The organism is Amycolatopsis sp. NPDC004772 (assembly GCF_053601215.1).
The window spans coordinates 155,491-166,516 of the sequence record NZ_JBSGBK010000006.1 but is presented as its reverse complement, the minus strand read 5'-3'; the positions used below and the strand labels follow the sequence as shown (position 1 = coordinate 166,516).

The following is an 11,026-nucleotide window of genomic DNA, read 5'->3' as shown; positions in this document are numbered from 1 at the left end:
TGTGAAGGTTCCCGCGATCGAGGCACAGCGCCCGCTGACGCTCCGCACAGCTCAAACACAGCCGCGGCGGTGAACCTGAGCGGGACCAGTGTGGGCACCACCGGAGGACACGATGACGACCGAGCCGATGCCGAACACCCAGCCCGAGGGCGCCAACTGGGGCGATCCGGCCCCGGCGGCGCCGAAGAAGGGGTGGTCCGGCAAGAAGACGGCGATCGCGGCCGGCATCGCCGTGGTGATCGCGGCGGGCGGCGGCGCGGCGATCTGGGCGGGCACCAGCAGCGCCGACAACTCCGCGCAGGGCCCCGGCGGCTTCGGCGGCCCCGGCGGCGGTCCGGGCGGCGGCCAGTTCCGCGGCCAGGGGCCGGGCGGTGGCTTCGGCGGCGGAATGACGGCGTTGCGCGACGCCCTCCACGGCGACTTCGTGGTCTCGAACGGCAGCGGCGGCTACACGACCGAGCGCCTCCAGACCGGCGACGTCACCGAGCTGAGCGCCACTTCGGTGACGCTGACCAGCAAGGACGGCTACAAGCAGACGTACACGCTCGACTCGTCGACCCAGAAGACGGGCGACGTGAAGACGGGCGACACGAACGTCACGGTGGTGGCCAAGGTCGAGGGTCAGACGGCCACCGCGACGACGTTGGGCAAGGGCTTCGAGCCGGGCCAGCGTCAGCCGGGCCAGCGCCGGGGCGGCTACTCGGCCCGCCCGACGAACTGACCCGCCTCCCCCAGTCGGGGAACGCCCCGGTGCCGCGCACACCCCCTCACGTCGCATCGGGGCGTTTCCCGTCCGTTCCCCGGGTAGGGCACAGTTGCGGGTGTGCAGGACATCCGGGGGTCGCTGAGACGGCAGTCGCTGCTGGTCGCGCTCGTCTGCGTCGTCTGCGACGCCGCCCTCTTCACCCTGCGCGGGCCCCTTCCCGAGGCCGGGTGGCGGGCCTGGATGGTGCTGGCCGCCGGGATCGCCGTCAACGCCGCGCTCGCCGGGGCCGCGCGCTACTCCGGGTGGGTCGCCCTCGCCCACGCCGCGCTCTTCGCGAGCGCCCCGCTCCTCCTCTGCACGTGCCAGGGGTACGTCACCGGCAACAACGCCGGGATCCTCATCGCCGGCTACCGCGCCGGGGCCTGGCTGCGGACGCGGCCCGCCGTGCTCGCGCTCGGCGCCCTGCTCACCGGCGTCACCCTCGGCTGCATCGAAGGCGGCGGCCGGACCGCGTCCGACTGGCGGCTCATCGCCATCAACGTCGGCGTCTCCGCGCTGCTGCCGTGGCTGGTCGGCCGGTACACGACCGCGCGGCGCGCCTACATCGCCGACCTCGAGCGGGAAGCCGACGAACGGCGGCAGCACGAGGAAGAAGCCGTCAAGCGGGCCGTCCTCGAGGAGCGGACCACCATCGCGCGCGACCTGCACGACGTCATCTCCCACCACGTCAGCGCCATCGGCGTGCACGCCGGCGCCGCCCGGCTCGGCCTGCCCGAGGGCGCCGGAGCGGTGCGGAAGTCGCTCGGCGCGGTCGAGTCGGCGAGCCGCTCGGCGATGGCCGACCTGCGCCGGCTGCTCGACCTCCTGCACGCCGAGACCAACGCCGAACAGCCCGGTCTCGACAACCTCGACGAGCTGGTCGAGACGGTCCGCGCGGCCGGCCTGCCCACCCGCCTGACGCTGCGCGGCGAGCCCCGCGAACTGCCCGGTTCGCTCGACATCGCGCTCTACCGGATCGCGCAGGAGGCCCTGACCAACGCCCTGCGCCACGGCCAGGGCCCGGTCGAGGTCGAGCTGAACCACGGCCGCACCGAGGTCGTGCTGACGGTGACGAACGGGCTCCGCGCCGGCCGCGCCGAAGAGAACGAGCACGCACCCCGCGGCCTGGCGGGGATCCGCCGGCGCGTCACCCTGTTCGGCGGCCAGGTCTCCTACGGCGAGACCGGCGGCCACTGGCAGCTGCGCACGACCTTCCCGGTGGAGAGCACATGATCCGCGTCCTGCTGGCCGACGACCACGCGATGTTCCGTTCCGGGATGCGCGCGCTCCTCGACACCCAGCCCGACTTCACCTGCGTCGGCGAGGCGTCCGACGGCCGCGAGGCGGTCGCCGAGACCGCCCGCCTCCGCCCGGACGTCGCGGTCCTCGACGTCCGCATGCCCCGCCTCGACGGCCTCGCGGCGACCGAGGCGATCCTGGCCGCGCCGGGCAACGACACCCGCGTCTTGGTGCTCACGACGTACGACGCCGACGAGTACGTCTACCGCGCCCTGCGCGCCGGGGCGAGCGGGTTCCTGCTGAAGAGCCTGGCGCCGGAGGAGCTGGTCGCGGCGATGAGGGTGGCGGCCCGCGGCGACGCCCTGATCGACCCGTCGGTGACGCGGCGCCTGGTGGCGAAGTTCGCGGCGGTCCTCGAACCGGCGGCCGCGGAGCCCCCGGAGCTGGCCCGGCTGACGTCCCGCGAGCGCGAGGTGCTGCTGTTGCTGGCGGGGGCCTGCAGCAACGCCGAGATCGCGCGGAAGCTGCACGTCGGCGAGGAGACGGTCAAGACGCACGTCTCGCGCGTGCTCAGCAAGCTCGGGCTGCCCGACCGCGTGCACGCGGTGGTCTACGCCTACCGCCACAACCTCGTGCCGCCCGCTTAAGCTGGGTGGATGAGGCGGTGGATCACCCTCGCGGTCGGAGTCGTGCTCGTGCTGGTCGGCGCCGTTTGGGTGCTGCAGGGGATCGGCGTCATCACCGGCAGCTTCATGACCGGCCAGAAGCTGTGGTTCCTGATCGGCCTGGCCGCGTTCCTGGTCGGCGTGGTCCTGGTGGCGGCCAACCTCACCCGGCGCAAACCTACTTCGTGAAGATCTCGAAGATCGGGTAGCCCGGGGCGATCTCGCGCAGCTTCTCGTCCGAGGCCTTGGCGTCGACGCCGTCGAAGAACACGCCGACCTCGAACTTCCAGCGCTTGAGGTACGCGCGGAGGATGCCCGGCTTCTCGTCGTGGGCCAGCTCGCGGAACGTGAACGTCTCGACCCGGCGCCCGACGCGCAGCGTGCCCTGGCCAGCCGCCCGAAGGTTGCGAACCCACTGCGTCTCGCCGCGCGGGGCGACCAGGTACCGGACGCCGTCGACGGTCAGCAGGTTGACCGGCACCGAGCGCGGCTCCCCGCTCTTCCGGCCGACCACGGTCAGCACCCGGCTGCCCCAGACGCTCAAGCCCAGCTTCGTCAGCTTCGCGACCAGCTCGTTGAAGGCGCTGGTCGACTTCTTCGGCTCGATGTAGCGGGTCCCGGTCATGGTGTCCTCCGAAGGTTGGGAGAGCAGTGCTCTCGGTTAAGAGCAGTGAACACGAGAGCAGTGCACCGTGTCAAGAGCACTGCTCTCGGTTTGGTGCACTGCTCTCGTCGTGGCACACTGATCTCATGACCGCCCCCCGCACCGCACGCGACCGTGCCCGCGCCGAACTGGCCCAGGAGATCAAGGACGAGGCCCGCCGCCAGCTCGGCGAGGTCGGCGCGCAGGGCCTGTCGCTGCGCGCGGTCGCCCGGGAGCTCGGCATGGTGTCGTCCGCGATCTACCGGTACTTCCCGAGCCGCGACCGGCTGCTGACCGACCTGATCGTCGACGCCTACAACGCCATCGGCGAGGCGGCCGAAACCGCCGACCCCGGTACCGGCGACCTCCGCGACCGCTGGGTGGCGATCTGGCAGGGCACCCGCGACTGGGCCCGCGCGCACCCCCACGAGTACGCGCTGATCTACGGCTCCCCGATCCCCGGGTACGCGGCCCCGCAGGACACCGTCGTGCCGGCCTCCCGCGTCGCGCTCGCCCTGGTCAAGGTCCTCACCCACACCGAGCTGCGGGACATCGACGGCGAAGTTCCGCCCGAGCTGCGCGCCCAGGCCGAGACGCTCACGAAGGCCCTCGGGATCATCGCCGGCCCGGAAACCGTCGCCCGCCTGCTCATGGCGTGGACACAGCTGTTCGGCGCGATCAGCTTCGACCTGTTCGGCCAGTACGTCGGCAGCGTCGACCCGGCCGACGCGTTCTTCGCCCACTCGGCGAGGCGGATGGCGGAGTTCGTCGGCCTCTAGGCTGGGGCGAGAGTCCAACGGCGGAAGGCGGCACGACGTGACGGGGTGGGCCGGGCAGGTCGGCAGGATCCGGGTGATCGGGACCGGGGTGATGGGCCGCGGGATCGTCCAGCTGGCCGCGACCGCGGGGGTGACCGTCGAGCTGGCCGACGTCCGGCGCGAGGCCGTCACCGAGGCGATCGATCACGTCGGCGCGATGGTGGACAAGCTCGCCGCCAAGGGCAAGTTGAGCGAAGACGCCCAGGCCGTCAAGGGCCGGCTGGTCGCCGTGGCCGCGCCCGACGCGCCCGCGGACGGCGTCGACCTCGTGGTCGAAGCCGTCCGGGAGGACCTCGAAACCAAGCGCGCCCTGTTCGCGAGCCTCGAACGCGTCTGTCCACAGGAGACGATCTTCGCGACGAACACGAGTTCGCTGTCGGTCACCGAGATCGCCGCCGGGCTGGCCGACCCCGCCCGGCTCGTCGGCCTGCACTTCTTCAACCCGGTGCCACTGATGCGGCTGGTCGAGGTCGTCCCCGGTGCGCGCACGCACGGCTGGTTGCCCGGCGAGGCGCTCGAACTCGTCAAGAGCTGGGGCCACGAGCCCGTGCTCGCGAAGGACGCCCCCGGCTTCCTGGTCAACCACGCCGGCCGCGGCCTGAACACCGAGGCGCTGCAGATCCTCGCCGAGGCGCTGGCCGAGCCCGCCGACGTCGACCGCATCGCCCGGGACGTGCTCGGCCTGAAGCTCGGCCCGTTCGAGCTGCTCGACCTCACCGGCCTCGACGTCTCGCACGCCGTCCTCGAAAGCATCTGGAGCGGCTTCCACGGCGACCCGCGGCTGCGGCCGTCGTGGCTGACCCGGCCGCGCGTGGCCGCCGGGCTGTTCGGGCGGAAGAACGGCGAAGGCTTCTACTCCTACGCCGACGGCAAGCAGCAGGTCGCCGACGAGCCCGCCGCCCCGCCGAAGCCGGCCAGCCCGGTGTTCACCGCGGACGAGCACCTCGCCCGCGCGCTGTCGTCCGCGGGCGTGCAGGTGGTGTCCGACGCCTACCCGGACGCGATCCTGCTCGTGCCGCTCTACGGCGAGTCCACAGTGGACGCGGCGGTCCGCGCCGGGTTGCCGCCGGCCCGCGTCGCCGGCGTCGATCCGCTGGGCGGCTACGAACGCCGGCTGACGATGTCCGTCCACCCGGGACTCGACCCGGCGGCGGCCCGCGCCGCCTGGGGCGCGCTGGCCGCGACCGGCCACCCGGTGACGGTCGTCCGCGACGGGCCCGCCCCGATCGCGCAGCGCCTGCTGGCGTCGATCGTCAACACCGCTTGCTTCATCGCGGGCCAGCACCTGGCGACCCCGCAGGACATCGACACGGCGGTCCGCCTCGGCCTCGGCTACCCACGCGGCCCGCTGGCCTGGGGCGACCTCGTCGGCGGCGACGTGGTGCTGCGCATCCTGCACGGCCTCACGGCGACCACCGGCGACCCCCGCTACCGGCCGAGCCCGTGGCTCACCGAGCGCGTCGCCCTCGGCCTGCCACTGACAACGGCCGGCACGACCCCGGCGGACCTGCGGCAGTCCTAAGAGGACTTGGCGGACGGGCCGGACTTCAGCGACGCCGCGGGCCGGATCACCAGCGGAAGTCGCGGGACCCGGTGGCGGTGTAGGTGATGTACCCGCCTTCGAAGTCGCTGCGGTACCAGCCGTTCGTCACGTACTCGTCCGATTTCGGGTAGCGCAGGTAGGAGTACTCCCAGCCGAGCGCCGCCCAGCGGTTGCGGATCTCGCCCTTCACCATGTGGGCGCCGGTGGCCGTCGTGTAGTAGATCGAGCCGCCCTTGGTGAAGTGGTTGTAGCGGCCGCGGCCGTCCGGGGTCGCGAGTTCGTCGGTCGTCGGGTACCCCAGCCCGCGCTCGTAGTCCAGCGCCGCCCACTTCTTCCGGATCTCGCCGTTGATCGCCCGCGCGCCCGTCGCGGCCGTGTAGTAGATCGATCCGACCGTGCCGCCCTTGGCGAAGTGGTTGTAGCGGGCGACGCCGTCCGGTGTCCCCAGCTCGTCGGTCGTCGGATAACCCAGCCCGCGCTCGTAGTCCAGCGCCGCCCACTTCTTCCGGATCTCGCCGGCGATCGCGTGCCCGCCGGTCGCCACCGTGTAGTAGATCGACCCGACGTTGCCACCCTTGACGAAGTGGTTGTACCGCGCGACACCGTCCGGTGTGGCCAGCTCGTCGGTCGTCGGGTAGCCCACGCCGCGCTCGTAGTCCAGCGCCGCCCACCGCTTGCGGATCTCGCCGGTGATGAGGTGCGCGCCCGTCGCGGCCGTCGAGTAGATCGACCCCACGGTGCCGTTGGCGAGGAAGTGGCTGTACTGGGCCACGCCGTCCGGCGTCGTGGCCGTGTCGGACGTCGGCGGCCCGAGCAGGGCGTGCCCGCCCAGGGCGAGGTACTTGTCCAGCACCGGGCCGGTGACGTACCGGGTGCCCGTCCCGGCGCTCCAGTAGAGCCGGCCGTTCGCGTAACCGCGGTAGTGGACCGGGCCGTCGGTGATTTCCGGCCCCGACGGCGCGCCGAGGCTCGCGCGCAACGCCGCGTCGCCGCCGTAGCGCTGGTCGATCGGGGTCGCGTAGTTCGCCGTCAGCGTCAGGTCGGCCGAGCCGACCGTGACGATCCACTGGGGATCCGCCGGACCGCCCTGCCAGCCGGCGAACTTCGAGACGCCGTCGATGGCCAGCGGCGCCGCCTCGACGTCGAAGGAAGCGCCTTCGGTGACCATGGCCGAGCTGACCCCGCCCGCCACCGGGATGCTCAGCTCCGCGGGCTGGGTGCCGCGCAGCGTGATCCGGTGCTGCCGCGGCAGCGCCGGGTACGTCTTGGCCGTGGTGACGCCCGCGCTGTCGGTCACCGTCGCGGTGAGCTCCATCCGGGAGTCCGGGTGCGCGGTGAACGGCTGCGAGAAGCTCGACCCCGTCCCGCCGACGCCCGGGTGGGAGTGGCACGTCGCTTCGCTCGGGCAGTGCCGCACCGCCGTGGTCCAGGTGATCGGCAGCGCACCGTCCTCGGCGTCGGACGCGGTGGCGCTCACCGAGACCGTCTGGTTGACCGCGAACGTCGTGTTCCCGGGGGTGTTCAGGGTGAGCACCGGGGTGCGGTTGCCGGGCGCGACGGCGATGGCGGCCTCCCCGCTGAGTCCCAGCGGGTCCCGGACGCGCAGCTTCGCGGTGAACGACGCCGTGCCCGCCGGGTAGCGGTGCGACACCTTCGGGCCGGCGTCGACCGCCGTGGTCCCGTCCCCGAAGTCCCAGTCGTAGGCGAGCGGGTCGTCGTCGTAGTCGACCGACGCCGAGCCGTCGAACGACACCGTGCGGGTGTCCGGGTTCGTGGCCGTCGTCGCCTTGGCCACCGGCGCGGTGTTGCCGGCCGAATAGCTCAGGCGGCGCACGTTGCCGGACAGGATGTCGGCGAAGACGATGTCGCCGTTCGGCGCCGCCGCGAACTTCACCGGGCCGCCGACGCCGGTGAAGACCGGCGGGTTCTCCGGCGCCTGGCTGAGCTTGCCCTGGCCGTCGTACCGCAGCGTCCAGACCTTGTTCGCCACGTAGTCGCCGAAGAAGTACGAGCCGCGGTAGGCCGCCGGGTAGCTGGATCCACTGTAGACGATGCCACCGGTGACGCTGTTGCCGTTCATCGGCCCGGTGCCGTGCGTGTACTCGTGGATGGGTGGCTGGTTCGGCACGCCGGCGCAGCCCGCGAGGCCGCTGTAGCCGGGTGTCGGGCGGCTACCCTCCCAACACGGCCAGCCGTGGTTGGCGCCGCGCTGGACGACGTCGACCTCTTCCCAGTTGCTCCAGCCGACGTCGCCGGCCACCGGCAGGCCGAGGTTCGGGTCGATGCCGAAGCGGAACGGGTTGCGGAAGCCGCGCGCGAACACCTTGCTCGCGGTCGAGCCGGGGTCGGCGGCGTCGTAGTACGGGTTCCCCGGGACGCCCTGGCCGGACGCGGTCAGGTGGAAGATCTTGCCGTAGGGCTGGTTGACGTCGAGGGCGCGCAGCGCGGCCGGGTCCATCATCCGGTAGTCGCTGCTGTCGCCGACGGACAGCCACAGCGTCCCGTCCGGAGCCGCGATGACCGCGTCGATGCCGTGGACGTTGGACGTGCCCGGCACCTCGAACAGCGGCTGCTCGCCGGTCAGGCCGGTGGGCGTCCCGGCCGCGTCCACGGTCACGGTGAACTTCGACAGCCGCATGACGAAGCCGCTGCCGGCGTTGATCGACCGCGTGAGGTAGATGGCCCGCGAACTCGCGTAGCCGGGCGCCACGGCGAGCCCGACGAGGCCGAGGTCCTCCTCGGCGCGGACCGGCAGCGTCGCGATCGTGCGGCCGGCTCCGCCGACCGGCAGCCAGCGGACGGCTCCGCTCTTGCCGGTGGCCAGGACGGAGTTGTCGGGCAGGTACGCGAAGTCGGTGAGCTCGTACGGCCCCAGGCCGGTGTCGGTGTCCCGGAGGACGAACCCCGGCGGGAGCGTCGCCGCCGTCGCCACCTCCTGTGACACGACGGGGAGCAGCGCTCCCACCAGGACCATCACCAGCAACAGGCGAAGTGCGCGCATGGCCAACCCCTTCCCGGATGATCTTTCATCGCGGGAGCGCGGGGACTGGTTGCAGCAATCCCGACTACTTCACCCGAACGTGACTTACGCCACGTGACGGAACGTAGTGAATTACGGGACGACCTGCACGACGTCACCGATGTGCAGCGTGTTGAAGAACTTCAGGGACGCGGCCGGCGACAGGTGGATGCAGCCGTGCGAGTACACCGAGAGGCTGCCCGTGTGGAAGGCGTCGCCCGGGTAGAAGAAGACCGAGTTCGGCATCTCCGCGTTGTCGAATTCCTTCGACAGGTGCATCTTCTCCTTCGACAGCACGTGGAACGTGCCGGTCGGGGTCGCGTAGCCCTTGCGGCCCGGCAGCATCGGCACCGGCCCGTAGACGACCTTGCCGCCCTGCAGGATCCACGCCTTGTGCGCCGAGAGGTCGACGCAGGCGGCGGTGCCCGAGGCCGCGGCCGCCGCCGCGCACGGGACGCCGGGGTCCGCCGCGGGCTTCGGGGCCGGCTTCGGCGTCGGCTTGGGCTTCGGCTTGGCCGAGGTGCTGGTCGGCGCCGCCTTCGTGGTCGCCGTGGTGGGCGTCGGCACCGTGGCGGTGCTGGTCGGCGTGGGAGTGGGGGTGGCGCTGGACGTCGTCGGCGTGCCGCCGCCGGTGCCCGCCGCGGCGACGGCCCCGCCGCCCGCGTTCGAGCCACCGGCCGAGCCCCCGCCGGAGCACGCGGCCAGCACGAACGCGGTGGCCAGCGCGGCCGCTCCCGCCAGAAGCCTCTTCACGATCCGGTACCCCCAGCTGTCTCGATCATCGCGTTTGGACACCGGTAAAGACGGTGGTCACCCGTTCGAGGTTCGTCGGGAAAGGTCACGATTTGGGTAGCTGCGGTCAACCCGGGGGTGGAGACCGGAATCCACCCGGATCCGATCCCCGGGCCGACGAAACCGGGGCGCCGGTCGCCGAAGCTGGGGAAACCTTCGAATCCAGGGGAGCCTCGAAATGTCCAGCGTCCTGCTCTACGCGGTCATCGCCGCCTTCGTGCTGTACAAGGTCGTGTACAAGCAGGTCCGCGGCACGTTGCTCAGCCGCCGGACGCTGGTCGTGCTGCCGCTGCTGCTCACGGCCTTCGGCGCGTACCTGACGCTGAAAGCGCTGCCCGGCGCGTCCGCCGCCGAGCTGGGCCTGCTCGCCGCCGACCTGCTGCTGCTCGCCGGGCTCGGCGTGCTGCGCAGCACCACGACGACGCTCACCGAGCGCGACGGCACGACGTTCCAGAAGGGCTCGGCCGTCACGATCGGCCTGTGGGTGCTGACGGTCGCGGTCCGGGTCGGCGTGATCGCGCTGGGTACCGCACTCGGCATCACGGGCCCGCTGACCTCGGCGTCGATCGCGCTCAGCCTCGGCCTGAGCATCGCGGTGCAGAACGCGACGACCTACCGGCGCATCCAGCGGCGTGGGCTGCCGCTCGCCGACCAGCGGCCGGCCGTCACCCGCTGACGCGGCCCAGCATCCGGGCGTACATCCGGCCCGGGCTCGGCACCGACGGCGGTACCAGGAAGCCCGGCAGCGGGGGCAGCCCGCCGACGAACGCACCGAGCCGCTCGTACAGCACGGCGGCGCCGGCCGGCCGGGCTTCCGGATCCTTGGCCAGCACCTCGGCGAGCAGCGTGTTCAACGGTTTCGGGACACCCGGCACCGGCGGCGGCAGCTCCTTGACCTGCCGCTCGAACACCGCGTACGCGGTCGGCCCGTCGAAGAGCCGCCGCCCGGTGAGCATCTCGTGCAGCACGCAGCCCAGCGCGTAGAGGTCGCTGCGCGGTTCGGCGCCGCCCCGCTGGATCTGCTCGGGCGCCATGTAGGACGGGGTCCCCAGCAGCTGCCCGGCCCGGGTGAACTGCGCCGCGTCGGCTTCGCGGAGCACGGCCAGCCCGAAGTCCATCACCTTCACGCCGCCGTCGGGCCCGAGCATCAGGTTGGACGGCTTGAGGTCGCGGTGGCAGACGGCGAGCGCGTGGGCGGCGGTCAGCACCGCGCACGCCTGCGCCGCGATCGCCGCGGCCCACGGCACCGGCAGCGGCCCGTGCTCGGCGAGCAGGTCGGCCACCGTCACGCCGTCGACGAACTGCATGACCTGGAACAACCGGTCGTCGTGGGTGCCGTAGTCGTACAGCGTCGGGACGCCGGGGTGGTCGAGCGTCGCCAGGATCCGGGCTTCGCGCGCGAAGCGGGCTTCGAGCTCTTCGTCGCGGCCCGGCAGCCTGAGCAGCTTGATCGCCACGCGGCGGCCGAGCCTGCGGTCGAACCCGCCGTGCACCGCGCCCATCCCGCCGCGGCCGAGGGGCAGCTCGTCGAGCTCGTAGCGGTCGGCGATCAGCATCCGTTC

11 protein-coding genes are annotated in these 11,026 nt (G+C 72.5%); 7 read left to right on the top strand and 4 right to left on the bottom strand.

Features of this window, described 5'->3' with window-relative positions:
- Positions 1-112 precede the first annotated feature (112 nt).
- From ACWEF6_RS06400 to ACWEF6_RS06385, 4 genes are all read left to right on the top strand, one after another.
- Positions 113-721, top strand: a complete 609-nt coding sequence (locus ACWEF6_RS06400; protein ID WP_449681943.1) for a hypothetical protein — start codon at positions 113-115, stop codon at positions 719-721.
- 102 nt (positions 722-823) lie between these two features.
- Positions 824-1,978: a sensor histidine kinase gene (locus ACWEF6_RS06395; protein WP_449681942.1), complete on the top strand. Its 1,155-nt coding sequence runs from the start codon at positions 824-826 to the stop codon at positions 1,976-1,978.
- Positions 1,975-2,631 (top strand): response regulator, encoded by a 657-nt coding sequence (locus tag ACWEF6_RS06390; RefSeq protein WP_449681941.1) that lies wholly within the window; start codon positions 1,975-1,977, stop codon positions 2,629-2,631. Before ACWEF6_RS06395 ends, ACWEF6_RS06390 begins: the two co-directional genes overlap by 4 nt.
- Before the next feature lie 9 nt (positions 2,632-2,640).
- Complete coding sequence (locus ACWEF6_RS06385) at positions 2,641-2,838, top strand: hypothetical protein (protein ID WP_400896558.1); 198 nt, start codon at positions 2,641-2,643, stop codon at positions 2,836-2,838.
- Here the strand turns inward: ACWEF6_RS06385 and ACWEF6_RS06380 are convergent.
- Positions 2,828-3,274 (bottom strand): nitroreductase family deazaflavin-dependent oxidoreductase, encoded by a 447-nt coding sequence (locus ACWEF6_RS06380; protein ID WP_449681940.1) that lies wholly within the window; start codon positions 3,272-3,274, stop codon positions 2,828-2,830. The genes ACWEF6_RS06385 and ACWEF6_RS06380 overlap by 11 nt on opposite strands.
- Before the next feature lie 125 nt (positions 3,275-3,399).
- Here ACWEF6_RS06380 and ACWEF6_RS06375 point away from each other — a divergent pair, with 125 nt between their 5' ends.
- Both ACWEF6_RS06375 and ACWEF6_RS06370 read left to right on the top strand, forming a co-directional pair.
- Entirely contained in the window at positions 3,400-4,071 is a 672-nt protein-coding gene (locus ACWEF6_RS06375; RefSeq protein WP_449681939.1) for a TetR/AcrR family transcriptional regulator, read from the top strand.
- Between the two features lie 37 nt (positions 4,072-4,108).
- Positions 4,109-5,632, top strand: coding sequence for a 3-hydroxyacyl-CoA dehydrogenase (locus tag ACWEF6_RS06370; RefSeq protein WP_449681938.1), 1,524 nt, complete (start codon positions 4,109-4,111; stop codon positions 5,630-5,632).
- 46 nt (positions 5,633-5,678) lie between these two features.
- Here ACWEF6_RS06370 and ACWEF6_RS06365 read toward each other — a convergent pair whose 3' ends face one another.
- Both ACWEF6_RS06365 and ACWEF6_RS06360 read right to left on the bottom strand, forming a co-directional pair.
- The gene (locus ACWEF6_RS06365) at positions 5,679-8,654 is read right to left on the bottom strand and encodes a PQQ-dependent sugar dehydrogenase (protein WP_449681937.1); all 2,976 of its coding nucleotides are present in this window, start codon (positions 8,652-8,654) and stop codon (positions 5,679-5,681) included.
- A 111-nt stretch (positions 8,655-8,765) separates the two neighbouring features.
- Positions 8,766-9,425, bottom strand: coding sequence for a L,D-transpeptidase (locus tag ACWEF6_RS06360; protein WP_449681936.1), 660 nt, complete (start codon positions 9,423-9,425; stop codon positions 8,766-8,768).
- Positions 9,426-9,642: 217 nt separating this feature from the next.
- On the opposite strand from ACWEF6_RS06360, the gene ACWEF6_RS06355 reads away from it, so the two are divergent.
- A complete protein-coding gene (locus tag ACWEF6_RS06355; RefSeq protein ID WP_449681935.1) occupies positions 9,643-10,140 on the top strand; it encodes a hypothetical protein in 498 nt (165 codons plus the stop codon).
- Here ACWEF6_RS06355 and ACWEF6_RS06350 read toward each other — a convergent pair.
- Entirely contained in the window at positions 10,130-11,020 is an 891-nt protein-coding gene (locus tag ACWEF6_RS06350; RefSeq protein ID WP_310969336.1) for a serine/threonine-protein kinase, read from the bottom strand. The two genes, ACWEF6_RS06355 and ACWEF6_RS06350, sit on opposite strands and share 11 nt — an antisense overlap.
- Positions 11,021-11,026 lie beyond the last annotated feature (6 nt).